The organism is Methanosarcina subterranea, assembly GCF_055385895.1.
In genome coordinates this window covers 2,611,163-2,637,781 of the sequence record NZ_AP042426.1, presented here as the reverse complement: position 1 = coordinate 2,637,781, position 26,619 = coordinate 2,611,163, and the positions used below count along the sequence as shown (strand labels likewise).

26 protein-coding genes and 2 pseudogenes are annotated in these 26,619 nt (G+C 37.4%); 13 read left to right on the top strand and 15 right to left on the bottom strand.

Annotated features, from left to right (window positions below; translation table 11 throughout):
* Positions 1–86: 86 nt before the first annotated feature.
* Entirely contained in the window at positions 87–257 is a 171-nt protein-coding gene (locus tag ACZ5A8_RS11670) for a hypothetical protein (protein WP_229390244.1), read from the bottom strand.
* A gap of 674 nt (positions 258–931) precedes the next feature.
* Entirely contained in the window at positions 932–1,198 is a 267-nt protein-coding gene (locus ACZ5A8_RS11665) for a hypothetical protein (RefSeq protein WP_322221558.1), read from the bottom strand.
* 632 nt (positions 1,199–1,830) lie between these two features.
* Here ACZ5A8_RS11665 and ACZ5A8_RS11660 point away from each other — a divergent pair.
* The 7 genes from ACZ5A8_RS11660 to ACZ5A8_RS11630 all read left to right on the top strand — a co-directional run bounded on the left by ACZ5A8_RS11660 (position 1,831) and on the right by ACZ5A8_RS11630 (position 7,774).
* Complete coding sequence (locus tag ACZ5A8_RS11660; RefSeq protein WP_464529187.1) at positions 1,831–2,340, top strand: nitroreductase family protein; 510 nt, start codon at positions 1,831–1,833, stop codon at positions 2,338–2,340.
* Between the two features lie 240 nt (positions 2,341–2,580).
* Positions 2,581–3,645, top strand: coding sequence for a DUF8173 domain-containing protein (locus tag ACZ5A8_RS11655; protein ID WP_464529185.1), 1,065 nt, complete (start codon positions 2,581–2,583; stop codon positions 3,643–3,645).
* A 325-nt stretch (positions 3,646–3,970) separates the two neighbouring features.
* Entirely contained in the window at positions 3,971–4,195 is a 225-nt protein-coding gene (locus tag ACZ5A8_RS11650; protein WP_464529183.1) for a hypothetical protein, read from the top strand.
* Between the two features lie 207 nt (positions 4,196–4,402).
* Positions 4,403–4,903: a hypothetical protein gene (locus ACZ5A8_RS11645; RefSeq protein ID WP_464529181.1), complete on the top strand. Its 501-nt coding sequence runs from the start codon at positions 4,403–4,405 to the stop codon at positions 4,901–4,903.
* Positions 4,904–5,744: 841 nt separating this feature from the next.
* The gene (locus tag ACZ5A8_RS11640) at positions 5,745–6,065 is read left to right on the top strand and encodes a hypothetical protein (RefSeq protein ID WP_464529179.1); all 321 of its coding nucleotides are present in this window, start codon (positions 5,745–5,747) and stop codon (positions 6,063–6,065) included.
* A gap of 48 nt (positions 6,066–6,113) precedes the next feature.
* Positions 6,114–6,371 carry a hypothetical protein gene (locus tag ACZ5A8_RS11635; RefSeq protein WP_464529177.1) on the top strand — a complete coding sequence of 86 codons (258 nt, stop codon included), beginning with the start codon at positions 6,114–6,116 and terminating at the stop codon, positions 6,369–6,371.
* 590 nt (positions 6,372–6,961) lie between these two features.
* Positions 6,962–7,774 carry a hypothetical protein gene (locus ACZ5A8_RS11630; protein ID WP_464529175.1) on the top strand — a complete coding sequence of 271 codons (813 nt, stop codon included), beginning with the start codon at positions 6,962–6,964 and terminating at the stop codon, positions 7,772–7,774.
* A gap of 272 nt (positions 7,775–8,046) precedes the next feature.
* Here the strand turns inward: ACZ5A8_RS11630 and ACZ5A8_RS11625 are convergent, their stop codons facing one another.
* The 3 genes from ACZ5A8_RS11625 to ACZ5A8_RS11615 form a co-directional block, all read right to left on the bottom strand.
* Positions 8,047–8,253: a hypothetical protein gene (locus tag ACZ5A8_RS11625; RefSeq protein ID WP_464529173.1), complete on the bottom strand. Its 207-nt coding sequence runs from the start codon at positions 8,251–8,253 to the stop codon at positions 8,047–8,049.
* 952 nt (positions 8,254–9,205) lie between these two features.
* On the bottom strand, positions 9,206–9,661 hold the full coding sequence (locus ACZ5A8_RS11620; protein ID WP_464529171.1) for a hypothetical protein: 456 nt from the start codon (positions 9,659–9,661) through the stop codon (positions 9,206–9,208).
* Positions 9,654–10,541, bottom strand: a complete 888-nt coding sequence (locus tag ACZ5A8_RS11615) for a hypothetical protein (protein WP_464529169.1) — start codon at positions 10,539–10,541, stop codon at positions 9,654–9,656. The genes ACZ5A8_RS11620 and ACZ5A8_RS11615 overlap by 8 nt, the downstream gene beginning before the upstream one ends.
* Positions 10,542–10,880: 339 nt before the next feature.
* Here ACZ5A8_RS11615 and ACZ5A8_RS11610 point away from each other — a divergent pair, with 339 nt between their 5' ends.
* A complete protein-coding gene (locus tag ACZ5A8_RS11610) occupies positions 10,881–11,366 on the top strand; it encodes a transposase (protein ID WP_464529167.1) in 486 nt (161 codons plus the stop codon).
* Between the two features lie 83 nt (positions 11,367–11,449).
* Here the strand turns inward: ACZ5A8_RS11610 and ACZ5A8_RS11605 are convergent, their stop codons facing one another.
* The 3 genes and pseudogenes from ACZ5A8_RS11605 to ACZ5A8_RS11595 all read right to left on the bottom strand — a co-directional run bounded on the left by ACZ5A8_RS11605 (position 11,450) and on the right by ACZ5A8_RS11595 (position 13,524).
* Entirely contained in the window at positions 11,450–11,863 is a 414-nt protein-coding gene (locus ACZ5A8_RS11605) for a hypothetical protein (RefSeq protein WP_464529165.1), read from the bottom strand.
* Positions 11,864–11,986: 123 nt separating this feature from the next.
* Positions 11,987–13,166, bottom strand: a pseudogene (locus ACZ5A8_RS11600) (IS256 family transposase).
* Positions 13,167–13,173: 7 nt separating this feature from the next.
* Positions 13,174–13,524: a hypothetical protein gene (locus tag ACZ5A8_RS11595; protein WP_464529163.1), complete on the bottom strand. Its 351-nt coding sequence runs from the start codon at positions 13,522–13,524 to the stop codon at positions 13,174–13,176.
* 1,269 nt (positions 13,525–14,793) lie between these two features.
* Here ACZ5A8_RS11595 and ACZ5A8_RS11590 point away from each other — a divergent pair.
* Positions 14,794–14,985, top strand: coding sequence for a hypothetical protein (locus ACZ5A8_RS11590; protein ID WP_464529161.1), 192 nt, complete (start codon positions 14,794–14,796; stop codon positions 14,983–14,985).
* A gap of 1,669 nt (positions 14,986–16,654) precedes the next feature.
* Here the strand turns inward: ACZ5A8_RS11590 and ACZ5A8_RS11585 are convergent.
* The 3 genes from ACZ5A8_RS11585 to ACZ5A8_RS11575 form a co-directional block, all read right to left on the bottom strand.
* On the bottom strand, positions 16,655–17,536 hold the full coding sequence (locus tag ACZ5A8_RS11585; RefSeq protein ID WP_464529159.1) for a 4Fe-4S binding protein: 882 nt from the start codon (positions 17,534–17,536) through the stop codon (positions 16,655–16,657).
* A 99-nt stretch (positions 17,537–17,635) separates the two neighbouring features.
* Entirely contained in the window at positions 17,636–17,974 is a 339-nt protein-coding gene (locus tag ACZ5A8_RS11580) for a branched-chain amino acid transporter permease (protein ID WP_464529158.1), read from the bottom strand.
* Entirely contained in the window at positions 17,974–18,798 is an 825-nt protein-coding gene (locus ACZ5A8_RS11575; RefSeq protein WP_464529156.1) for an AzlC family ABC transporter permease, read from the bottom strand. The genes ACZ5A8_RS11580 and ACZ5A8_RS11575 overlap by 1 nt, the downstream gene beginning before the upstream one ends.
* 317 nt (positions 18,799–19,115) lie before the next feature.
* Here ACZ5A8_RS11575 and ACZ5A8_RS11570 point away from each other — a divergent pair, with 317 nt between their 5' ends.
* Positions 19,116–20,069 (top strand): mechanosensitive ion channel family protein, encoded by a 954-nt coding sequence (locus tag ACZ5A8_RS11570; RefSeq protein ID WP_464529154.1) that lies wholly within the window; start codon positions 19,116–19,118, stop codon positions 20,067–20,069.
* 208 nt (positions 20,070–20,277) lie between these two features.
* Complete coding sequence (locus ACZ5A8_RS11565) at positions 20,278–20,793, top strand: DUF421 domain-containing protein (protein ID WP_464529153.1); 516 nt, start codon at positions 20,278–20,280, stop codon at positions 20,791–20,793.
* Between the two features lie 123 nt (positions 20,794–20,916).
* On the opposite strand, the gene ACZ5A8_RS11560 is transcribed toward ACZ5A8_RS11565, so the two are convergent.
* Together ACZ5A8_RS11560 and ACZ5A8_RS11555 are read right to left on the bottom strand one after the other, a co-directional pair.
* A complete protein-coding gene (locus ACZ5A8_RS11560) occupies positions 20,917–21,867 on the bottom strand; it encodes a mechanosensitive ion channel family protein (protein WP_464529151.1) in 951 nt (316 codons plus the stop codon).
* Entirely contained in the window at positions 21,868–22,935 is a 1,068-nt protein-coding gene (locus ACZ5A8_RS11555; RefSeq protein ID WP_464529150.1) for a hypothetical protein, read from the bottom strand.
* Positions 22,936–23,223: 288 nt separating this feature from the next.
* On the opposite strand from ACZ5A8_RS11555, the pseudogene ACZ5A8_RS11550 reads away from it, so the two are divergent.
* Positions 23,224–23,711, top strand: a pseudogene (locus ACZ5A8_RS11550) (Holliday junction resolvase-like protein).
* 351 nt (positions 23,712–24,062) lie between these two features.
* Positions 24,063–24,425: a hypothetical protein gene (locus tag ACZ5A8_RS11545; RefSeq protein WP_322225724.1), complete on the top strand. Its 363-nt coding sequence runs from the start codon at positions 24,063–24,065 to the stop codon at positions 24,423–24,425.
* Between the two features lie 65 nt (positions 24,426–24,490).
* On the opposite strand, the gene ACZ5A8_RS11540 is transcribed toward ACZ5A8_RS11545, so the two are convergent.
* Together ACZ5A8_RS11540 and ACZ5A8_RS11535 are read right to left on the bottom strand one after the other, a co-directional pair.
* Complete coding sequence (locus ACZ5A8_RS11540; protein ID WP_464529148.1) at positions 24,491–25,042, bottom strand: hypothetical protein; 552 nt, start codon at positions 25,040–25,042, stop codon at positions 24,491–24,493.
* Positions 25,043–25,630: 588 nt separating this feature from the next.
* Entirely contained in the window at positions 25,631–26,230 is a 600-nt protein-coding gene (locus ACZ5A8_RS11535) for a thiamine-phosphate synthase family protein (RefSeq protein WP_464529146.1), read from the bottom strand.
* Positions 26,231–26,619 lie beyond the last annotated feature (389 nt).

Genomic DNA, 26,619 nt, shown 5'->3' with positions numbered 1-26,619 from the left:
ATTGAAGGGCTCCGTAGAGCCCACTACAAAAATATCCATCATATCCTGGAAGCCTGGAATAATCCTTCTAAATATGGCTGCTGGGCTTAATAACGGACCGGATCAGAACCATATCTTGAACCAGTCTTTTTCTCATCTTCTACTTTTATTTTATGCCACCCACGCGAACCTTCTTTGCGATGCTTCATGTGTTTTACAACATAAGCGACACCTAATGCTGCTACGGTATAACCTGCTGCTTTCATAAATTGATGCACAATTATTCACCCCGAGATATTATTGTACCTTATCATTTATGAAGATACGCAAACAAATAGAGCTGTCATCGTATAGCGCTCTTAGCAGGTTAAAAAGAGTATTTTTAACAATGTCCTGGCTTAAATATAGAAGAATTTTAAACTAAAGACTATAACAACTCATCCTTATCCCAATGATAAAATTTAAATAGTCAGGAGCCCGATAATATGTTGAAGACCTAATTGACTGGGGTCTGCTATTTGTTTTGTACTGCACTTCCCGCTGCTAGATTTTACCGAATCATTCGGCAGGAAATTTGGGATTTAAGGTTTTGTTAAAGAGCAGATTTTGAAAATTAAAGGTCTAAAGGCTCTATTGCTCACATTAAAATTTAATTTTTATATTTTTGGCTACAATATTGGTATACTGACTCAATAATTGTTGTAATTTTTGCGGCAGTGTCCCACATTTGCTGTAAATTCGAGGTCAAGTTTTTGTGCGCAGTACACGAAACCGGTCTACCAATGTTGAGTTTTCTATTTGATAACTTCTTAAAACAAGTAATTTTACAGAAAAATTGGCACGCTGCCATTTTTGCTCTTTTGCAAAATTATAAAGGGCTCCGCAGAGCCCATCACAAAAATATTATCATATCCAGAAGCCTGGAATAATCCTTCAAATATGGCTGTCGGGTTCAATAACGTACCGGATCAGAACCATACCTTGAACCAGTTCTTTTTTCGCCGTGTATTTTTGTTTTAAACTCTTCTACTTTTGTTTTAAGTCCTTCTACTTTTGTTTTAAGTCCTTCTACTTTTGTTTTAGACCCCTCTACTTTTGTTTTATGCCAGCCGCACATACAGCAACCTTCTCCGCAAGGCATTATGTGTATATGCTTTACAACACAAGTAAGTCCTATTACTGCTAAGATATAAACTACTATTTCCATAAGTTTATTCATAGTTATTCACCCCAAGATATTATTGCACCTTATAGTTTATGAAGATACGCAAACAAACAGAGTTGTGTAACTATTCAGGTGGCTTTTATCATATATCGCTCCTAGCGGGTTTAAGAGAGTATCCTTAGCAACGTTCTCTAACTTAACTCTAGAAATATTTTAAACTAAAGACTGTAACAACTCGTCCTCTTCTCAATGATAAAATTTAAATAGTCAGGGGCTCGATAATATGTTGAAGACCCAATTGGCTGGGGCCTGCTATCGGTTTTTTACCTGTACTTTCCGCTGCTAGATTTCTTCTTTAGCCTCGTAATGTAAGAGTAATTACCTGCAGTATAATGGTTTAAAGCATCTGCCGCTTTTTTAGCTCGAGATCTCCTTAATCTACAATCTTTTTGCAGGTCAGAGGTTATTGTGAATCTATTAAGTTGATTTAATGCTTTTTAGCCTGCATCTTTCAATCTCGCCAACCCTAGCACCAGACCCGTAAAGAGTAAAATCAAAGCTTTATCCCTGATTTCGGTTGCTGCATCATAATATATATTATCAAATTTATATATTAATTTGGTATAAATTAGTTATCAATAGTTTTATCCATTATAATGCAACATTAACGAATGGGGGCAATATTTATGGAAACAATGGAAGCGATTTTCACCCGAAGGAGCATCCGGAAATATTTGCCGGATCCGGTCAGCAGGGATATGATTGAGAATATTCTAAAAGCGGGTATGAGTGCACCGTCAGCAGGGGATGAACAGCCCTGGCATTTTATCATAATGGACAGGCGTGATCTGCTTGAAAGGGTCTCGGAAATGCACCCTTATGCAAGGATGTTGAAGGGCGCTCCAGCTGCATTACTGATCTGTGCAGACCCGAACGCTCCGAAATTTAAAGATTTCTGGGTCCAGGACTGCTCGGCTGCAAGCGAAAACATGTTACTCGCTGCCCACGACCAGGGTCTCGGAGCTGTCTGGATAGGAATTTATCCGGCTGAAAAACTTGTCACCGGAATTAGGGAGCTGCTTAAGATTCCTGAGCATATGATCCCTTTTTCGGCAATTGCAATTGGCTATCCGGCAGAAGAAAAAACAGGAAGATCCAGATACGAAGTCTCAAGAGTTCATGATAATTCCTGGTAAAGCTTCTGTCAATAAGGATCAGGGAGCGGATTGGAGGTTTTTTCTATATTTTTTCCCTTTAAGCACCTTTTAGTTTTTCCAGCGAATTTTCATATCCCTTTATCCCTATCTCTTTACACATTAAACCAGGATATACTAGCCAGAATACCCTGATATCTATCCAGGTTAACCAGAATACCCTGATATCTATCCGGGCAGTTTACTGGAAATATTCTATTATACACTATAGAAGGTGAGTTTATGGAAAAGAAGCTATCATCACTACTTGTTTTATTTATAATACTTTTTGCTGTACTGCCTTTTTCGGCAGGAGCTATTGATGAAGAAAATTCCCTCATCCACACGAGTTCAGGGAACACTTTCGGTGGCGGAGACAATCTTCGGATTGATCAGGATATCCAGGGGGACCTTGTGCTTGGAGGTTCAAGGCTTGAGATAAACGGAAATGTTATGGATGACTTCATCGGCGCCGGCGGAGAACTGATTGTCAACGGAGACATTTCAGGAAACATTCTAGCAGCCGGAGGTATTATCCGGGTAAATGGGGATGTCGGTGGAGACCTGGTAGCGGCCGGAGGGCAGATTATTCTTTCACAGGACAGCACGGTTGAAGGAGATATTTTGCTGGCTGGAGGAGAAATAACCCTTAACGGGGTCGTCAACGGAGATGGATCGGTTTCTGCCGGAACCCTCCGGACAGGAGAGAACTTTGAGCTTAGAGGAGATCTCGGACTTGAAGCCGAAAACTATCCTTCTGACCTTGAGGATGATGTAGGGGGAAATCTGAATATTACAACTACCAGAGCACAGAATCAGTATGCAGGCGCATCTGAAGGTTTCAGCATATTTTCTTTCATTCTGGGACTACTGGCAGCTCTTGCCCTGGGCTTTATCCTTATCTATACTTTCCCGGTTTTTGTAACAGAACTTGCGAAAGTTGTGAGGTTTTCAACGTTAAAAGCCGGACTTGTTGGCTTTCTGCTCCTCATTTTTGTCCCGGTGCTCTCTATAATCCTGCTAATTACAGTTTTCGGATGGAGTCTGTCTGTCTTGCTGATCCTGCTTTTTTCGCTCGCATTACTCATCGCTACTGTTCCTGTCAAACTGCTTGCGGGCGCAGTGATTTACAATAAGATATTCAAAAAAGAAGCAGGGAAAATGGTATATTATCTTATCGGAGCGGTCATATTTGCAATAGTGTATCAGATTCCTTTCCTTGGCTGGCTCATACAGTTTGTTGCACTGCTGATAGGGCTGGGAGCGATAGGGATCTGGTTTGCGGGGAAGGCCAAACCTGAAAGTTAAATTTTAGTTTAATATTGGACGAAAAGGAAATTGAAACGGCAGTGAAAATACAGTAGGTGGGAACTAAGCCAACCTTAGTAAAGAACTCAAATGTATTCACTGCCGTTTCTTGAGGCGGTTAGCGCGAGAATTGGAAAAGCAATATATTAATTTACCATTTGCAGAAGGCTTTTCCATTCTCCAGACTCTTTTCACGATTTTTGTTATAAATTTTTATTTTACTTGGATAAAGTTACTTATATTTAGCACAAATATACAAGATAATATACATTGAGATTATCATTGTAATGTGTTAAGACTTCAGTTTTTTACATGGGTGTTTGTAATGAACGAATTTGACAATAAACAGAACATTATAGGAAAAACACTTGGTAACGAAAACATAAGCTACACTGTTAGTTGCGAATCCGTTGGTTCTGCTATAACTGAACTTGAAAATGCTGGAATAAATGTATTTGCATTAGTAAACAACTCAGTTGAAGCTGTTTTCGTAGTGCCTGAGAAGTATTCCTACAAAACCGATGGAATTTTTGCACGTCTTATGGGTTAAAACGATCTCGATCTTAACGAGTTTAGGGATGATAAAAATATAACTTATAAATTTCAATTTGGGAATTGATCTATAGTTCCATTTCCCCAAATAATCATTCTTGTCAACAAAAACCCTTGATATTATATTTGGATCATTCCTTAGTAGGTGAATCGGAAATAAATTCTACTTTTATGGTTGGCTGGTATATGTTGATGGTGTTGAGGGATGTCAGATCGATTGTTAATATGTGGGGTTTGTGGTAATGAAAAACCGGATTATGATGTTAAAACTGTGATTTGCTGGAGATACGGAAGTACATATTTAGCTGGTGATTTTTATTGTCCATTTTGTCATTGTAAAACAAAGACAATAATAAAATCATCAAAAGGAACTCCAGAAACAGGCGATTATAGCATTGATTGCTCCTCTAATTATACAGGGTATAATCGAACAGAATACGGCAAAGGGAAATCGTTCAAGGACTGCTTGGGTTTAGTAAAACAGAATAGAAAAAAGAACATTGCAAATATGTCAAAGAGATATACATTCTCGATAAAAGATCTTCAAGTACCTTGTTCTCCAAAAATAGACGAGCAGGAAAAGAAAATACTCCAGCAAAAAGCTGCAGATAAAACTCAATATTATAGATTTCTGCAGCAGTATGGATCTCCAGCTAAAGCGAAACAAGCATTTGAAGAGTGGATCTCAAAAGGTAGGAGTAAGTAATCTGCCGAAAAAATATTGTTGTGATGCAGCATAACAGGAATTGGTAGGACAGGAGTACCAATTGAACTTATTGCCGACCATCTCGCTCACAGTTTAGCAGCGGTAACACTCTCTACGTATGCTAGATTAGATGCTTCGCAGGAGCGCAGAATGCTCGAAAGCCTTGGTGTGAGAATTCGATAACGGGCGCTTGGCTCTAATTTTTTTAATCCTTAAAACCAACATATTAATTAACCATTGCTGGAGTGCTATCTATAAGGGTCATTTCTGGATTTTACAGTTACATATATGTTAATTACAAAACTAGAAAATATTAGGTAGTTTTTAAGCCATGTTTTCTCGTTTCAACTACTTAAGTCCAAGAGCCTATCCCAAAACCCATTTTATTCACATATACATAAGAGCTTCACAGCCTTTTTCTGGTTAGCAGCAATTGATTGCTTCAAAAGTCAAGATTCAAAGAAGTAGTTTTTGAGTTTTGGGATCAGCTCAATAACTCACGGACACTACCAGAAATATATTCATTAGTTTACTAGAATTTCCACAATGTCTTAGTAATTTCTGTGTCTGCATACTTTCATTTAGTTTCTTCATCTACTCGCTTATCACTCAAACCAGAATAACATTAAAGAATGATAAAAATATAACTTCAAATTTTTCAGTTCGATAATTGCTCTATAGTCCCATTTCCCCAATAATCATTCTTGGCAACAAAAATCCTTGGTATTATATTTGAATCATTCTAAGTAGATTTCTTGGAAAAAGGCTCAGGTAATATTAGATCTACATTTATGCAACAAAAACGAAATAGTTAACTAGGTTTTCTTTAATTTTTATAGCCATGCCGGTAAATGAAACATTGTTTACAACAATGTCGACAAATGAAACCTTTTCAAGTTGTGTTACAGCAGTATCTACATTAATTCTTATGATAATCACAGGTTGTTATGCTATAATCACGAATAAGATGGTTAAAATAAGTAAGAATTCACAAGAAACGGAGTATATTCAAAGAAAACTTGAAAAATTATATTATCCTTTGAAAATTACATTAAATAGTTACGAGATGAGTAAAGAAAATCTCATGTCTCAAACTTATATTTCAAAAATAAAAAATGATATGCGCGAAATAATGCCTTACTTATATCTATCATCCGGCTAGTTAAACACTCCTTTAACCGAATTTATATCTATTTTTTACAAAAATGGAATGTCTGCTGTAAAGAAATACAACGATGAACTTGAAAAACTTAAAAAACAAGCAACTTATTCAGAGATCGAAACATATAAAATGTTTCAACTTTATCTAACAAAATCACCGGTTGACCTTTGGATAAAACTTAAAGAAACAGAAGTTAAAAGAGCCGGGGAATTACATTCCATAATACTGGATAGAATAGATGTGGATATTTTGTTCTACCAGCACAGACTTAATGAATTGACCAATGACCAGTCTGTACCGTTCTAATGTTATCAGGTAACTTCAAAGAGTTCGATTTTCAGGTAAAAACATGTCGTAAGTAGCTTAACTAATTTGATCTTAATGATAGTCGTTCAATTCAAAAAAGAATCCTTTTTTTATCTGTGCGAGCTTAAGTAATTATTTTTTAGAAAACATATTAACATATCATGATTTTTTATATTTTCCATGAATTTGAGATCAATGGTGATTTTTTGAGTATAGTTCGCGCAGTTGGTTTAATTCTCATAGTTTTGGCTTTAATGAGTTTATTGGCTTCTTATGATTAGTATGAGTCAGGTAAAAGAACACAACGATTAATGCAGTTTGGTACAGATATTGGCATGTGTGGATCGTCAAATGATCAAATTGTTAAAGAACATATCAAAATGGTTAATACTACGTCAGTAGCTATTACTTTCTTTGGTGTAGTTACCTCAGTAGTGACTGGTTTAATAGGAATCTGCTTTATTTCAATAGATAAAAGCATTGAACAACTTCAAAGAAAAAGAGACTAAAAAGAGAATCAGTACGTCTTACAAAAGATCTACAAATATGATGGAGACAAAACATTGACTAGTATATTCAAATACGAGGATATGGATAAACATGCGGAAGATCTACTCAAAAACAATGAGTTCTATTTTTGTGAGCCAAAGCAATTTGGGGATGAAAATGATTGTAAAATACATGTTTATTATGAAGGCACTTTAGGACAAATAAAAAAACATTTTGGCACAGTTGGTTATGCTGGAATTAGACGACATATACGGAAAACTAAAAATGGTAAATATAGTTATTATCCAACCAGTAGACAGACGCCTTATGTAAGAGTGTTTTGTTTAAGTAAATCTTACAATGATGGTAGAATATGGGATCTACATGCTAACAGACACAAAGGATTTTGTATAGAGTTTGAAACGCAGAAATTAAATGAATCTCGTGAGTTATTATTATCAGAATCCGAAATATTACCTGGATTAAATTCATTTCCGTTATATAAAGTAAATTATTTCCCTAACTCTTCAGAAAAAATAAACATTTTAAGTGATTTTGACGTTAATTGCACAGCCGGACGCCTTGCAACTGAATCTCTACTTTTCAAAGAAATAGAACATACATTTGAGCAGGAGTATCGAGTAATACTTCCAATGGAAAATTTTGATATTATTAACCCGGTAAAAAAATTTGCGAAGGAGTCGTTAAAAAGTATTATTTTTGGGCGGGATATGATTATCGAGGACATTGAAAATATATACGGAATTATAAAGGAATACTATTTGCCAAGATGTTCTATCAATTTTTATTACATGACAAATGGGTGGGAAAAGAATTCCTTAGAACGTAAAAAAATTGGAGATATAGGAACGTTCATATATTCTAAAAAATTAAAATCCGATGTCTATGAATAATAAGTTTTTTTCTCCATTATAGAACACATATACTTATTTCACATACCTTTTCTATTTTACCAGTTCGAACAAACTTGAAACTTTCAAATAAATAATGTTTCAGAATATCTATTTCAATTTCTCAATAAGCGCAGATATTTCTAAACGTTCTAATCTAAGTAGATAGCGAAACAGAGATTATTATTGGTGCAAATGTGTGCACATACATAACAAGGATATTGCAGGAAAGAAACTCAGGATACTGATATCTCGGATGAAAAAAACGGAAGGTTTTACCACCTTTCCAACCCCATGTACGTATGATTGCTCCTGCGCTCTTTTACGATATCCAGTACCATCACGAAGCTGATAAGCCCTTGAATGATCCCGACGATGACAAAGATCCAAAATAGTGAGCCTGATTTGTAGGTCACAGCCTCGAAGGTCACACTGAAAAAAAGCTGCAATCCTGCCACAAGCCAGAGCACGATTGTAAGCACGCCTACAATTGCATTGGAATAGTTATAATCAAAAAGGTAATAGAGTAATCTGTCAATTACTTGATTTTTAAGTGCGGTTATTCCGCGAGTTTAATAGAGTTAAGGGAAGGACTTCTTCCCTGTATTTTTTAATTCCCTTGAAAAAAGGCAATGTATCATAAGAAATGTATAAAGTTAGCTTGATAAGTAGCTTTGCGCCTCACAACTGACATCAAGTTAGCTTCAAAAGCCGAGCGACTATCGTCTCTTTTTTCTCCACCTATGTATTCTCTTCGCAATCCAATAACACACAATCATCTTAAGGATATAAAGCGATATTATAAACAATATCATGTGACACTCTTTATTGTATTAAGTATAAAACTGCCTACTTCACTCAGCTCTTTTTGTATATCTGCAGTTAATATTTATATGTAAACATAGTCATTGCGAGATTTTTGTGCCAAAGATATTTTAATACCTTTGCAAGTGTGAGCGTCTGTCTTTTTGCCTGTATCTGCTCCCTTGCATAGAATATTAAGTTTCCTGTTTAAAATGAGTCTGGTAAATTGAATCTCCTGAATGGATATGAGGCTCTGAAAGGCTTCGCAGGATATCCAGAAAAAAGAGAATTATTAGATAGTTCAGTCGAATACCTGCAAGCTACGGGGCGGGAACTTCCCAAGAAAAACAGGAAATTCATATTATATATCAAGAGCGCTGGCTTGGACACGTTTATTCCGTAGAGTGCACCATAAAGGTATTTCATGATCTCGAATTTGAGTGCATTAAACTTGAAAAAGCCCCTGTAGCTATATATGTCTCAAGGGAATCTTGATATAAAAGCGAGCTTCGGTGGTTTTTATGTCTAGTCAATAAATATTACAAGAATGCCTGATTGAGACTTCAACTAGAAGAGTACAATAAAAGTGAGAGTTTGAAAAAGGTGGTTTTATACTTCGCGGATACAAGACTAAAAGTCTGTTGGAACTTGTTTAACGAGGTCTCCTCGGCTTATTTTTTTATTAAATTCCCTTTTTTTCTCTATATCGTCTGAGTCACTATCGCTATTTTCATCTGAGTTGACAGAAAGAGGCTTCATTACTTCTCGTGTTTCACCGAATATGTGATTTAAAGCTGACACATTTGGTAAAACAAATGTAGGTGGTGTAACGATAACAGTCTCTTTTTCGTCGCTTTGTAAGATAGAGATTTTATCTTGTACATGAGTAGTCTTGAGATATCCCTTTCTGATTTCCTGTTTTTCTATAAATTCTCCTGTATCGGGATCAGTAATTTCCTCCCCTTCCTCATATACATAGAACCTCATTCCTGGTTTTACGCCATCTAATCTCCCTCTGTTTATCACGACTCTATATTTATCTTGGACTTTTGCAATTTTTCCAGTTATTAGTGTTTGGTTAACCATAATTCTTCAACCCCTCTATCATATTATTTAAGGTGTTTACATCAGTCTGAAGTATGTTCTCTGGAATATATATTTTTAAATAAAAGTCATTGTCGTTTGGAAGACTACCTTCTTTTAAGTTTGAAAACACACTCGCCCAGAATTTTTCTTCGGGTTGAACATCAATTAAAATCACATTAAAAAATTCATCTAGTCTTGTCATAACCGATACAAGACCATACTCATCATGAAAGGGATACCCTAAAATCATTTTTCGACGATATAATCTAAATATCATTCTTATATCAAGATTATGTTTATGTTTATTTAGTGCACTAATTTCAATTCTTTCATTAATACGTTTTATTTTGATGATAGGCAAATATTCTTCAATTATTTGTGGATGGTTTTTTATATAAATATAGTTTTCAGTTTCCTTAATCAGATTTTTAATTAGATTTTTATCTAGGAAAGTAGGTTTTTCATTATATTGTGTTTTTATTAATTCGATTTTGTCTTTCAGTTCGTTTTCGGTTTTTAAATGAGATTCTTTAATATGAAAAATTTCTTTTTGATTCTCATGAATATAATCATAAAATCCCTTGGTTAATGAAATTACAAGAGATAAAAGCAAAACTATTATTACATTAGTAATACTGAACCAACTAAGAGGGGTGGATATATCCAATTTATTGTATTCGAATATACTCGATATTAGTCCCAAAATAGTTGATATAATTAGAAGTTTGCTAAACAATTTTTTGGGAATTAATGAGAGGATTTTCAAACAGGTTGAAATGATAATTGATAGATTTTCATTTGAGTCTTCATCAAATGGCATAGAATGTCTTACGGATACAAAATTAAAATAGTTAACTGTTTCACAAGCATAATCCTTCACGGAACTACCCTCAATAAAATCTAACGCTTTTACCATTTTACGGCAAGGAGATTATACCAGACCGAGGATAAAGGCCGCAACGAGGGCATTATAATAAGGACTCTGTAGAAATCCTCTAAATTCTGTTTTTACCCAAAAATTTATAAAAATTAAATTGTAAAATTGCTCCTTCGTTTTTTGTGGGGACAAAAAACGAAGGAGCAATCCCTATTGTCATCAAATAAGTATATTAAATTTATTGATCTCAGTCTTAAGACGGTTCAGTCTTCCAGACTAAACCTTTATTCCTGCAAATATTCCAAACATGTTTATACTCAACATCAGCTTCTGGTTCTGGTTTTGTTAAAGGAGTATATAAGTACAGACTATCATGATTTTGTAGAACTTATCGAGCTAATGAACGATATAAAAGAAAAACTTGACCTTGATAAGATTCCTCATTTCACTACACTTCAAAAGTTCGTAACCAGAATTCCTTCTTTACTGTTTAATCTCATTTTGTCAAAAGTTCTAAAGCTATTTTACTCATACGGAGAAAGTGTTTCTATCACTGCGATTGATGCAATTGGGTTTACGAGTTCTTATACAAGTTATTATTACTCTCGAAGAACAGGAAAGCTCCAAAGGAGCTTCCTGAAAACTTCAATAGCAGTAAACACGGATAAAAAAATGATATTAGGATGGAAAATCAGTCAAAAAACAGATCATGACGTCAAACATGCAAATGCTCCGATAAGACAATCAAATAAGACAAGAAAATCAGAATGTTATGTGATGGATAAAGGATATGGTTCTGAAAAAATTCATGCTCTGGTTAGAGAATAAATCAAAGCAGACTCAATTATACCTTTAAGAGAGAAAAATAAACAAAAAAGTTGTAGAAATAATTTGCATCAAATTAAGGATTTCTACAGAGCCGTAATCTCTAACTTATTTTTTACATAGGCGATGAATTCTGCTTTTTGGCTTCCAATCTTGATACCACTTACATGAAAATTTCCCGATCCAATTAACCAGAAGACTTTGTCAACAATAATCGGTTTCTCATTAACTGCCTTCCCAATCTTTACAATGGTTTTGAAAATCTTATAATCATTTTTTTCATCTACCAGTTTTAGTTCATAAAAAATATCTTTTAAATGGACATCTGGCTTACCGTATTCCACATACCCTATCTCCTTAAGGAAATCACATGCAAGAGGGAAACCATAACCAAAAATTTCTGCTTCTAATAGCATTGGCAATGCTGCAATAGTGAACTCGTAATGAGAAAAAGATTTTACAAACATATCGAAATCTTTTTCTGAATCAAAATTTGCCAAGAATTTGGCGCAATCTAAAACGCCTTTACTATAAATTACCCATGAGTTCTTCTTATTGTTTATGTGGCAGTGTGCTTAATTTTCTGTAAAATTTACTCTCTACCCCTTACTCTTCTTTTTTGATTACTGTTCCATTACTATATACTTGTTTCCTGTGATCCAGTCTTCATTTATATCAATTAGTATTGAGACTACCAGTCTCAATACTGAGTCTTGGTTAGGAAATGCTCCAACTACCTTGCTTCTTCTTTTGAGTTCCTTGTTGGTCCTCTCCATCATATTTGTTGTCCTTATTTTTTTCCAGTGTTTTTCTGGAAACTGCATATAGTTCATTACATCATACTGAAAACTTTCAAGGGTATCAGCTGCGCCTTCATACCCCATACTATCCAGTTCCATAATCAGGTCATTCAACTTCTGACGGTCTACTAATGCTTCTTTTATCTTCTCAGCCACTTCTTTCTGCTTCTTTTTTGGCACTTTCTTGAGAACTTGTCTTGCCAGATGTACATGGCACATCTGCCAACTTGATCCAATAAAGGATTCTCTTACTGCTTTCTGTATTCCTTTATGGCCATCAGAAATAATTAACTTGACACCTCTTAACCCTCTTTTTTTCAGATCATCGAATAGATCTTCCCAGAACATAGAGGCTTCACTGTCTGCTAATCTTGTTCCAAGAATTTCACGGTAACCGTCATCCCTGATCCCAGCAACTACAAAGAGAGCTTTGTTTTCGTAATGAAGCCCATCTCTTACCTTGAAATAAGTCGCATCGATAAGCAAGTAAGGGATTTCATGTTCTATTGGCTTTGAGAGAAATTCTTCAACCTTCTCATCCAGTTCTTTTGTAATCCTGGAAACAGAAGAGGCTGAAATTTCTCCTACTCCTAATGCAGTCATGACCTTTTTCACCCTTCGGGTGGAAACTCCTTGAAGGTAAGATTCAGCTACAGCGGTTAAGATGGCCTTTTCAACTCTTGAATATTTCTCAAAAACCTGAGTTTCAAAGGGAAACTCACGGAATTGAGGCTTTAATAATTCGAGTTTCCCATGCTTGGTCAGGAGAGTTCGGGGTTTGTAGCCATTTCTACTAGCTTTACGTGAATCTGTCCTCTCATAACGTTGTGCACCAGCTTGGAGGAGGGCTTCCTCCTCCATTACAAGGTTTAAAAACCAGGTAATTAGCTGGCGAATTCCATCTTCCTGATCGACAAGATAATCTTTTATGAGTGGGAATAAATTAACCATTGACTCTGCATCCTCTTTTTTTTGTGGTGAAAGGAAAAGGATACAGAGTCAATCATATTTTACAGAACTTTCGGTACACTGCCGTTTATGTCCATATTATAGATGTTTCCAAACCTTTTTTCAAAGCATTGAAACAATTCTTTATAATTATCTCCATATGCCTTGAATACTTCTTTGGGATCAAAATTGAATAATATGCCTTTCATTTCTGAAATAGGAGAAATAAAATTACTGAAGCCTTGCCTGTTTTTCAGTGACTCAAGCATTTGTTCAAAAATATCGTTCAATGATTCCGGTTTACACTCTGTATAATAGTCAATATTTTGCCTTAAAATTTCATCTCCAACTTTGTTTTTCAGGTAGCTATAAGCTTCTTTATAGACTAATTTTAGCTTGTTATTTTCTTCCATAGATTATACATTTAGAAGCCCAGGTTATGAACTTATCCTAAAAACCAAAATTGTTTTTAGCTCTCCCCAAAAATAACCTCGCCCTAGACAGACATTGAAGGCAGAAGACCGCCAAATGAGCCAACATGGAATAAGAACCTACAGAGATGGGCAATTGAAGCAGGATTACTAGAATCAATTATTCCACAAAGAGCACGATTCCTTAACCAGTAGGAGGTATTATCAAGAACTCGCTTTTTTAGATGATGAACTCAGGGTCAAAAAATAACCGTCTGCTCCGAGCATGATCCGGTAGTGACAGAAAGCTCTACCACACCTTTATTCATTGCCATGAGAAATACGTCACTGTTGGCGATACATGGGAGTCACTATTGAAGAAGATTGGTAAGAAGAAGCACTTTAATGAACTGTGAATCCATTATAACTGTATATTCTATTATTAGCAGTAAACCAAATCTAATACTGCCTGTGCGGTTTTGAGAATTTAACTGGTATCATTTACCTATGTGCCAAATTTGGCACATAGGTTCATAATCAAATCGAGTCTCTAATATGTGATGTTTTCAGGTTGTATTTACCATCATACCGAGAACCCAAATAATCTCAGTGCTTCCCATTCTCTGTAGTTTTCGAATTATCCTATTAAACCTGAAAACAGATTTTCTTTTTTGACACATTTTTAAATAAAACTCACGTGTATTTTTTATAGGAATGGCTATGGATTACATCAAAATCTGGAAAGAAATTATTCAAAGACCTTCTTATTTTTACAGTAAAATACCAACGACCAGAGGATATGCTGAGCCGCTCACAATGCACGACTTTTATCAGTCGATACCCCACCAGCTTGCTACATGCCAGTATAATTTTTATTGTCAGTAAACTAAATCTAATGCTTATTGTTGAGTTTTTGGAGTAAAACTTGTATCTCAGGTTGTGCCGAATTCGGCACATTTATTTTTTGCATAATTATACTGGCTTTAAGAAGTTTTGTCTATGCCAAAGATCATCTTAAGGTTAATATCGATAATATTAAGATTTACTTCACATTAGAGTGCTTAAGATTTTTGCCATGTTACGAGTTTTCGCAGCTTTGCCCAAATCGGATCTTTTTTGTCGAAGTTACGAGATTACGAGGTTCTGAAGTGGTTGTTTTTTGCTTCAGAACAAATAATATTTTACAGACTTAGATATGAGTCAAACTCAATATTCTTGGCGAGTAGGCATTATGAAGACAAACATCCGAGTTAGAAGTATTACTACAATGGAATGATAAAAGAGTGGGATTTAACCCAGAAGCCTTGCTGGAAGTTAGGTGCACCATGTGAACAATGTAATGTTATATTGGCATTTGAGCAAAGAAGAATTAAAAGAATGAGTGAAATGCAAGATATGCGAAGAATAACACAGAGGAAAAAAACTTTCTGGCAGAAGATTAAAAGATTTGTTTTTGACAAGTAAGAGGCAAAAAACATGTGGAGAAACTTCATTGATGGTTAAAGTACAAAGGAGGTAAACACCCACATGAGACCAGTAGGTAACCTTCTTATTTTAGAGTTATTCTGATTTCAATCTCTCTACTCTGTTTTTCTGATATTTACCGCACGTGAGCGGGTGTGTGAGATTACTCAGGTGATAATTACATGCTATTTCTAATCTTTCAAGGCTTAGTCCTTTTTCGTTGTCCAATATACTGCAGCCTTTTTTTATTTGATCTAGTTTCACTATTAATTTTTAATATGCAACACATAGCCGGTTGTATTTAAGCATTATTTTAATTTCCAGCCTAATTTCGGAGGGCAGTTATTACGCGAGCTTAAGGGCTTTAGGGAAGAATTTCTTCCCTGAATTTTCCAATTATTTTACAAAAAAAGACGATGTACTGTGAAAACAGCACAAAAAAGTTTGACAACATTTTCCTGTAAAAAATGAAAACATAGAATAGATTTGAGCCCAAATACCAGGTTCTTTTTCAGGCGACTTTGCCGCACAGCTTTATAACAAAGATGCAGTGTTATGTCTTTGGCTTTCTCGCAGCCCTGAAAAGGATGCCTGCCTGCGTAGTACCTGTCAAATTCCAGGGGATTGAGTTCTACGGAGAAGCACCTTTTTAAGCAGCATTCATCATCGATCCATAGTCTGAATATTTCCAGATTAGACTGCACACTAGGAGTTTATTGAGCGGTACGTAGAGAGGCTCAACGAGCCTGTAAAAAATAGTGAAAAAGCAGAAAAAGAAGCGATATAAGAAGTCCAGAGGCGCTGTATCTACTGTATCCCCCAATACAGTCTCTTCGAATATTATGCTTCCCCAAGCAAATTGATCCGAAGAAAGGATCAGCGACCCCAGGAGATTCTTTATGTGGTAGATTATGTTGGTAGATACCCCATTTTATTTCCCAACTTATTACTTCCCAACTCCAGCATATACAAGTAACATAAATTATATTAAATAAATTATATCAAAAATTGTTTTCGAGCAAAAAATAGTTTAACATGGCTTATTTTAATGTCGTTAAAACTTCTGGTATAATACAATTATTCAATTGTATCGAAACTTCAAATTAGAAACAATCTTTCGCATCAATTATGATATATATATTGATGCTGTCTTAGATATACAGATTAAGGGTAAAAGGGTTTCCTCTTAATCTATGGGTTGGATCGCAGGTAGGGACTTGAGAATAGGGACTCAAAACCCTACTATCTACTTCTGAGCTAATATTCCAAAAACTGTTCAAATAAGTAATTGAATGAAACGAAAAGCTTTGAAATACTGACGAGGTTTAAACATGGAAAATGAAGCATATCTTACATTTGAGGATCATGAAGATTTCCGAAGGGCTGTTGAAGAAGTGCTCCAGGATAGAAAGGAATCAAGTGGAATGCTCTCAAGAGCATAACTTACTTTTCTCATGAATCATTCTTGTAAAAATATAATTTTTATTATTTAATTGTCGTATACTGTTTAAATATTAGAGAGATAAGCTTTTTTCTTATGGTTTGACTGTCTTTTTTGGCATTGCATATCTGGTTCTCTGTCTGTGCATATCTACTCAACAAGTATGCGAAGACTGCACAGAAGCGCTGAAAACGTTGATAACATTCGAATTTCAAGATGATTCGAATCTCAAGATGAATAGTCAGTGTGTAACACGCAGCCGATTGAATCTAAGTATTTTTCAATTCCCAGTCTGTCAATGAGTTCTCCTAGCCTCTCTCCGTCAAGTCCTTCTTTCCTGTAATATTCAAAGGTTTTTTCAAGAATTGAAAAAAGCTGCTTCTCGTCCGCAAGTTCAAAAAGTTTTATACCTTGCCTGGGCTGGCGTCCCGCTCTGCCTCCAACAAAGATTGTGCATCCGGTCTTTTCCGCCTTCAGGGCATCTTTCCGGCAGGCTGCAATACATGCTCCGCACAGGATACATTTTCCAGTATCTATATGGGCTTTATCTTCAAGGACTGTTATTGCCCCCATCTTACACGCCTTTTCACACAGCTTGCAGCCGAAGCAGTTCTCTTCGCGGATTTCAGGTCTTGCCGTGCCCATGATCCCGAAATCGTTGTCCTGAGGCCTCATACATGCCGAAGGGCAACCTGTTACTGCAATCTTGAGTTTCTTCGGGACGGTCTCCCCGAAATATTTTTCATCGATCATGTGTGCCAGGTTCTGGCAGTCGATCAACCCGTGTCTGCAGACCCTATTCCCCTGACAGGCTACTACGGCTCTAACCTTTTTTCCGGCAGAGCCTCCTGAAATGCCCTGTTTTTCAAGTTCATTGATTGCTGCTTCCACGTCTTCAAGTTTGACAAAAGGAACCTCAATCTGCTGCCTTGAAGTTATGTGAACATAGCCAGAGCCATATTTCTCGGCTGCGTCTGCAATTGCCCGCAGTTTTTCGGCGTCCAGATTCCCACTCACGACTTTTAGCCGCATTGAAAACATATTTTCCTGCCTCTGGGGCAGAAAACCTTTACTTTTTATTGAAGACAGGTCAATTTTTTTCTCAGCCATATAAAGTCACTTCGTTTTAAGAGGCATTATAATTGATGCATATAAGAATTGTGATGATTGGGACTCTGACCGGTCCTGGATTTCTGCCTGATCCGGAAATCAAAGAAAAGAAAAGACATTGAACTGTACAAGTGCCATGTAAAGGCCTGTGCCTGTAAAGATGCTGAGCATAGCGTTTCGTTTCCAGAAGTGCAGCCCTGCAACAACCCCTATTGTAAACAGTTCCGGAGCCCCGTAAGGAGTTACAAGCCACTGCACATCTTTCAGGCAATAGATGACCAGCAGCAGGAGAATCATTGGAGGCAGGTTCTTTTCAATAGTTGAAAGGATTGCTGGCGGCTCTCTTGAGCCAAAACACAGGAACGGGAGAACCCTTGTAGTGAAGGTCGCAAGGGCTATTACCGCAATGGTTACGAGCATTTGCAGGGTATCGGTCATCAGCTTTCCTCCTGTGAACTGTCCTTAACAGGCTGTGTAACTGGCTGTATAACTGGCTGTACTGTCACTGAATGGAGCTTCCTGGTTCTTTTATTTACATGTATATTTCCCTGCATCAGTTTTTCCCTACACATCAGAATGAGAGTCCCCAGAATGATTGAAGCCAGCAGCATATTGTCAGGGCTGAAAAGTATAAGGGAGGCGGCTCCTGCCCCCACCGCAGCTACAAAGGGGAATCGCACGCTGGAATTGAAGTATTGCTCTATGGTCAGCACCACAAAGAGAGCAGTCAACACAAAAGTCATACCCTCAAGGTTGAGATCCAGCATGGAGCCAAGCACTGCCCCGAGTACTGACCCCGTGATCCAGTAGAGGTGATCGAGAGCTTCAATGTAAAAGTAAAACCTTGACTTTGACCCGCCTGCTGGGACTTCGGTTGTAGTCAGAAGGGCATAGGTCTCGTCAGTTAATGCAAAGATAAGGTAAGGCTTGACCTTCCCGACACCGGAGAACTTTTCCAGCAAGGATAATCCATAAAATGCGTGCCTGAGGTTGAGGAGTAGAGTAGCTACAAGAAACTCCGTAAGCCCCGCTCCTGCAGCAAGTAAAGCCACTGCCAGAAACTGACCCGAACCCGCATAAACGAGCAGGCTCATAAGGAAAGCATAAATCCAGTGGTACCCGGCGCCGTCAAGCAGGAACCCAAAAGCCATTCCGAGAGGTATGTATCCGAGAAATACAGGAATTGTTGTCTTGAGGGCATTCACGAAAAGGTCCGTATTCCTTTCCCCTGTTTCGTGCTTTTTTACCTCCATAGCAGTCATACTATCTCTTCTGTTACCTTTTTGCCGTAATTTTTCTTGAAGAATGAAAAACAGGAATTGTATTTATTATATTTAAAGGTAATGAATAAATGTAGTAATTAGAATAAATATAGTAATGCTTACAACATTATGTTAAAAATTTATTATTTATCTACTATTTAAAAAGATATTCAAAAAATGTGATAAGATAAAGATTGAAAACTTGGTCTATTGTTAATCTGCGGTTGATATGTTCCAGGGCTACTGAGAAGGTTTTGAATATACTTAGCTAATAAGTCTGACTATATTGATATATAAAATACATCATATTTAATTACATGAGGGTTCTCCAGCGGCTGAATGTTATTATCCTGTTGCTTCTGATACTGTTTATTGCATATATTCGGTATCTTACTGGCTTTTATATCTTTGAGGATCGGTCCCTACTGGATGCTCTTCTTGTCTCTTTAATTGTAATTTTTCTAGCTTATGTAATAAATTTCCTCGCCGGAAGCCTTATTCTTAGAAGAGTTTCGACTACCAAAGATAGATATACCCTGAGGAAAACGGTATCCGTTCTCGTTACAGTCCTTGTTTTTGCCGCTCTTTTTGCAATCTGGATTGAGAGAACAACTACCCTGCTAATCGCCTATGGGATTTTGAGTGCTGGAGTTGCAATTGCTCTTCAGGACCTTCTCCGCAGCATAGCCGGAGGGGTTCTGATAATTATGACCCGCCCCTTTAAAGCCGGAGATAGGATTCAGGTCGGGGACAGTACTGGCGATGTACTGGACATAGGGAGTTTCAGTACCTCAATTATGGAGATCAGGGAATGGGTGGATGCAGACCAGTACACTGGCAGGATTCTTCACATCCCGAACAGCTTTGTCCTGAACCAGACAATAAAAAACTATACCAGGGATTATTCCTTTATCTGGGATGAAGTCAGGATTTTATTAATCTACGGCAGCAACTGGAAAAAAGCCGAAAAGATTGCCCTCGAAGCTGCAGGCCCGATTGTGGGAGAGTTTGAAAGCCTGGCGCGAACTGAGCTTCTTCTCATGGGAGAAAAATACTTCACTACAACCTATGAGGTGCAAACAAAACTCTTTATGAGATTGGAAGAAAACTGGATCGAAATGCGGTTAAGATATGTAGTAGAACCCAGAAAAAGGCGAGCAGTCAGCCACCTTTTAATCTCAAGTATTCTCGAAGCTCTCGAGAAAGAAGAAGATATTATGGTGGGAACCGCAGTAGGTATTGATCTTATAAAAGCTCAGGATAAGGGGTAATGTATGCAGCCCGTCTCTGCAACTTTTCTCAATTTTTTCCCAAACATAAGACTTCTCTCAGATTTTCAAATCCTCTTACCTCCCAGAAATCCAGAATAGACGATGATACAATACAATTTATTTACATAAATAAAAATATCTGTCAATAAAGAAACATATTACCTGACCAACATCTGTAAACTTACTCAGTTAAAAGGAGATTGCAGCAGTGGGCGTGTTTTTTAATAGCTGGAACGATCTTGGAAGGGTTTTGGTTCTCGGAGTAATGGGATATATTGCACTTGTACTTTTACTAAGGGTTTCCGGAAATCGTACACTTTCCAAGCTTAATGCATTTGATTTTGTAATTACAATTGCTCTTGGGTCTTCTTTCGGAGCACTTATTCTGAATAAAAATGTTGCACTCGCAGATGGGATAATGGCTTTTACAGTCCTGATAGGTATGCAGTATATAATTACCGGGCTGACCATAAGATCGAGTACTTTAAAAAGAGTAATAAGGAATGAGCCATCCCTCGTGTATTACAATGGCGAGTATATTAAAAACTCTATGAAACGCTCCAGAGTTGTCGAAGATGAAATTGAGCAATCTGTACGGAATCAAGGATACGCCAATCTGGAACATGTAGGGGCTGTTATCCTTGAGACTGATGGCAGCTTCTCGATCATAAGCCAGTCAGAGAAAGAAGGGAAAGAACTTGATATTACCGGGTTAAAAGCTTAAGGATCGAAATAAAAAATTTAGGAACCGAATAAGACACTTAAGGAACTAAATAAAAAACTTGAGAGACTAAATCAAATACTTAGACGGCTGAATAAGATATTTAAACAACTGGATAAAACAGGCTTAGAGTTCGGAATTTCTCTGAGACCCGGTGTCGAATTCGGAATCTCCTCTGTTTCTCCTGTTTAACCGAACATTTCTCCGGTTTGTATCACTTGATTCGTGTTCTTCCTCTATCGGAGGAATACTCAGGATATGAAGCTGTGGAGCCCTTATACCGTTCTTCTGAAATTCGATCCAGGCTCTTATGTGTACATCGGATTCAAACTCGAATTCATCTCTCAGGTCATTTACATATGCTCTGGCTCTTAACCTAGTATAAAATGGGAGAGCCTTATGTAACAGGGTAATAGGGCTACTTCTGGAGATGTAAACGTATCTGGAGCTCACAATTACTTCCCTAAAAATCTTCATTGCAGTCTCAACATCTGACTCGGAGGCAATGTACAGATCTATTACAACCATCATCTCCGATTCCCCGTAATTTCCACTGGCAACGGTTTCGCTAAATATCAGGTTGTTAGGGACGGTAACAGTATCATCATCCGGTGTGACAAGTTTTGTTGCTCTCAGTCCGATATCAGTGACCTCCCCATAATAGTTTCCGATGGTGATTTTGTCCCCCACCTGATATGGTCTTTCAAACGTAATTACAACTCCTCCGACAAAATCTGCGAAAAGGTCTTTTACTCCAAATCCAATGGCTGCACCCACGAGCCCTGTCAGAAGAAATAGTTCAGGTCCGAATATTGTGAGTATTTCCCTGACGATATAAAAAAAAGCGATGATATAAATTCCAAATTTTATAGCAGGGATAATCATTTTGACTTTTACGCTGCCGCTTCGGCTCATCTTCTCTGATAATTTGGAAAGTGCGATAGTGACTATTCTGCCAAGTATGTATGCGGCGAATAAAATCAAAACCATATCTATGAGCGTTTGCATCTCTATTGATCTTATGCTTTCAAGAAGTTGCTCTCTACCCGTCTCTACAGCGCCCTCTCCATTTACCATTTACCACACCAACCTTAATTTTTCCAGATATGCAATGACGCTGCGCAGGGCTTCGGGTCTGACGCGAATGGATCCGTTCTCATGCTCAAAAATTAGTTCCTGGTTCAGGAGCTGGAAAAGAATTTCATCCGTCCTCAACATAGAGCCGACAATGTCAACTATTTCGCTTTTTCTCAAGCCTTGGTATGAAAGGATCAGTTCAAGAACAAAAGCCTCTTCCTGTTCAAGTTCTATGTCATATGAAAAATGGCGTACACCTTCAGGTTCTATATGAGGATAATCAATCTCAAGTTCCCATATCCTGAGTGCGATACCAGGGTTACCTTTTGATTCCCTATAGATTTCTCCAAATACCCGATCTTCGGCAGTCTCTTGTTCTTCCTCTTTTTCTTTTTCCTTCTCATTTAGAAGGCGTTTCTTAAGATAAGATATATTTATTTTCAGAACCGGGATGTAAACTTTCCTGCCCAATGAAGCCAGTTCAAGCGGATAATCTTCTATATAAATGAGAGCTTTTTCTTTTACCTCATTACCGCTATCAAATATGATCTCTCCCTCTTGGTACCTTTCCAGAATTAGGTCTTTAAAATTCTCTTTTTCGAGAGCAGGGATGGAGATCTGCACCGGGAAGTACTTATCAAGCCTGAAGACTTCGTTTAAGTATTTCCAGGCATAAGTGTTCCAGGTGGTGATAAATATCCTGTTTTGAGAGCTAATCATATACAGGAACTCATAAAATACGTCAAAACCGCCAGGTTTTCTCATATACAGAAATTGACAGTTATCTAAAAGCACTACTCTTTTTGTATCTTCGGGAAGAAAAATTTCCTTTTTATCCCGGACAATCCCGGAAAAGGTGATTTTTGTCACCCTGCTTATATTCAGTTTCTCTATTTCATTAAGCAGGGTAGTCTTTCCTCCAAGGGGTTCGGCTATAATGGCTATATTCAGTCTTTTCCCAACTTCAAAGTCAGCAATTGCTGCCTGGATTTCTCCTATGCTGTCCCGAAGTCCGAGAACCTCACCCAGGACCTTTTCCTCGGAGTCGTTACTATGAATCCCCACCATATTCCCGTATTATATTTTGTGTATTATACTTAATAGATGCCTAATAGATTCCATAATTATGCCGATAATTTTCCATCAGAATTAACTTATTTTCCAGAGCAGGAACTTTTAAAGTGTTAATTTAGCAGAAAAGAAAAATCCCGTTACAACTTTTAAATATTTATAGCCATTTATAGAGTCTGAGATTTATTTATTGAGATTTATTCTCGGGATTTGTTCTTCGAGATTTATCCTTTATTCTACTACATTGAAAACCCCAACCCTTTCCTGAGAAATAACCGTGGATGACTGAATGATTTCAACTCTACACTTTTTCTTACCCTCCTTATAGTTTACCTGCTCCTTAAATACGTCAAATTAAAAGGCAGGGTCGAATCCCGTGCCAGAGACCTGCATGAAGCCTGGCAAATGAGAGAAATGGATCGCCAAGTTTCCGACAAAGCTGATACCCTCTTCAGGGCATGGAAACTCGACAAGGAGAAGAAAATCCGCCAAGATGCAGGAAGAAAAGAGAAGCCGTAATCAGCGTCAAGGTCACAGAACACCTTATCCCTTATTTCCCTGACTTCGAATATAACCCCAAAGACGCTAGATTCCTCGGAACTCCTGTGGATTTTATTATCTTTGACGGGCTTTCCGAAGGAGAAATGAATAGGGTTGTCTTTGAAGAGGTCAAGTCCGTAAAAACCGGCGCCCTTTCCCAGAGAGAAAAGCTTGTGAAGGAGTGCATTAGCAGGGGAAAGGTAAGCTACGAGATCATCCACAATAAGGAGTAAGTTTCCGTAATTTCCGTACCTTATTTTTTGTCTCTCTTCCAGTTTTTCTTAACCCGTGGCTCTCACGGTCTCTTTGCTCCCGGTTTTCTCAAAAAAAATTTAATCTAATTTAAAAAGGCCCAGATAGCTGGATTTATTTTCTAGCTTAAATCTGGATAGCTAGCTTAAATCTGGATAGCTTTATTTGTTCATCTTATTTTGTTTTGAATTAAATGAATTCTGTTACCAAGAAAGGTATTACTGATGCTGATATCATAGAAAGAAAAGGACTTATCAATTACGATCCTATTCCTTGTATAAACAACTCAAAACATATTGTAATTCAAACGTTTAACTTCTGGGGGGTAAATATTGGAAGAAATAACCGATAAAGACAAACCTATGATCTGGAAAGAGCTTGTATTGGGGTTCGCCGTAATTGAATCATGTATATATCACTCGATCCGTACAATACCCATCGTGACTGCAAGTAATGCCGAAGAAGCTCTTTTTGCAGATAATCTCACCAGACTTACGAAACTGGAAGAAGGCGAAACAGTAAAAGGAGTTCTTCAGGTTCCTTTCCCAACGTATGAGGTAACCGGATCCGTACCGGTTAAAGGTGAAGAATTCAGTGAGATATTTCTTTTAGGATACGAGTACCCTGGTGTAAAGTCTCCTGACTGGATTCAGGTTCTCAGGAAAGAGGCAGCAAATCCAAGGAGATGTCTGTAAAGTTTGGTCTGTATATAAGATTTGGGTTATGTAAAGTTTGAGTCTATGGGCTGTATGGGAGTGAATTACCAGTAAATTTCAAAATTTTTAACTACGCCCAGCTGGTCATATATTTCTCCGGAAGTAAACAGTTCTCTCGGTTGATATATTTCCCCAATTTCTATCTTTACAGTACAGTCCCGGTTACCAGGTTCATAAGGGTAAATCCCTGTGCAGTCCACAAAGACCAGGCCTCTATCTGTGGTATTAAAGGCATTACAGGCATGCCCGTCCGTATAGCCTACAAAGTTTATACTTATCCACGCTGCTTTCATACCGATCGCTTCAGCGTTATTGTGGACTGCTTCCGCGAAATCCCCACACATAAAATTATCCGGATCATATTCGATTTCATCAGTCTTATCAGCCCTCAGGAATGTAATCATTTCCTGATAAGTCGGATCAGTTGAGTTTGGATTGTTTATAAGTTCAATAGGCTCTCCGGTTGCACCTACATAATAGAATTCGCTGGTTTCAGGATAAACCACATTAGGATCGGCGTTTCCACCAGAGATTGCAGTTGCCACAGTGATAACTACCCATATAAGCCAATATATCCCGTTTATTATAACCCCCAAATCCACCACCTCAAACAGTTCTCACATTGTACAGTAATTTTATACTGTATAGTAATTCTCTTAAAATAATATACTTGCCAGCCTAAATATCTTATCAGTTTACGATTTATGATAATAATGAAACATTTTTTTTAAACAAAAAATGACTACTATTTTAGTGAAAAGCTTCCATTTTCAATTACAGATAAAGTCTCATGATATCATTTTTTTGTTTGAAATATAGATTAGTAACTTTGATATATCATATGTATGAAAATTAAACTATATTTGCAATCAAATAAGTTATGGAGTAGAAAACGTGAATGGGAGGTGTAATAAGAGCAAGGTAAGAAGATAAAAGAAGATCATAGGAAGATAAAAAAAGACAAGAGAAAGACAAGAGAAGACCAGAGGAAGAATAGCTAAATCTGGTTTATTGTAGGGGAAACTCCGCTATCCATACCTTTCCTTAGAGGAACTGGTATTGAGCCGTGCCTTGCTCCAGGCTTTTTTAAAATCACGAAATGGACTTGTCGAGGTCTATTTTCGCGACATGAATCCTATTTTTCATCTCTTTTCTGGACATCATTCTGAAAGTTCATATTCCTTTTATTTGGAGCTCTGTCTTGATTTATTAAATCTCTTTGCAAGCTCACAGATCTGTTCTGCTATCTCGAGCGGGTCTTTACCCACAAGAATACTTACTGGCTCTTTTCCGACCGCCCCAGTCTCGCAGAATACCCTGGGAACCTTTCCTCCGGCAGCTCGAATAGCTTCCTCGACTTCCCAGGATGCAGACGCTTCATCCGGATCTTTTATATTTTCAGGCTCAGAGCGCCTGTCTATACCTGAAAATACCCATCCCTTTTCTTTACAGTAATTTTTCAGAAAGTCGGCAATTTGCGGAGAATTTGCAAAATCTATTGCAGACCTTATCTCAGGGTCATGTTTTCGGATTTCCAGAATAAGGTGCGCCATATAGCCTGAAACCCCGAATTTTATTTTTCCGGCAGCTTTTGGAAGTTTATCAACTACGGTAATCTTTCCGTCAACTGCAAGAACGTCTGCAGGACTGGTTGATTCTTTTGATGCGTAAACAAAATTCGTCCTGACTTCAGGAATCAAAGCTGAGAATTCCGTGCAGTTTTCAATCTGTTCAAGAGCAAGATATAAACGCCCTACCATGTCTATTTTCTCGTTGAGATCCATAATTACCCCCTCTATAGCAGTTTATCCAGGGATTCTTCTGCTGTTAACCCGCCCACGAGCTGAACTGCCATCAGTCAGACACTGGCATGTAAAGCAATTTACAGGAAACCGACAACTGAGAATTTGTATTTGGATAAATATATAATTACCGAGCGTATCCTGAATTCAAGAAGCTACAAAATAAACAAAAATAAACCGAAAATAAACTACAAACTCTTACGAAAATGGTTTCAGGAACTTTTTCGTAATTCAATAATCAGGATTGGATGTCAATGTGTAATATCAATGTATAACATCAATGCATATGTCCATTAGGCGATTGACACCTCAGCCTTTGAATATTTCTTGCTCACCGATACCCGCATCTTTTAAACTTACCCGTATGGTAA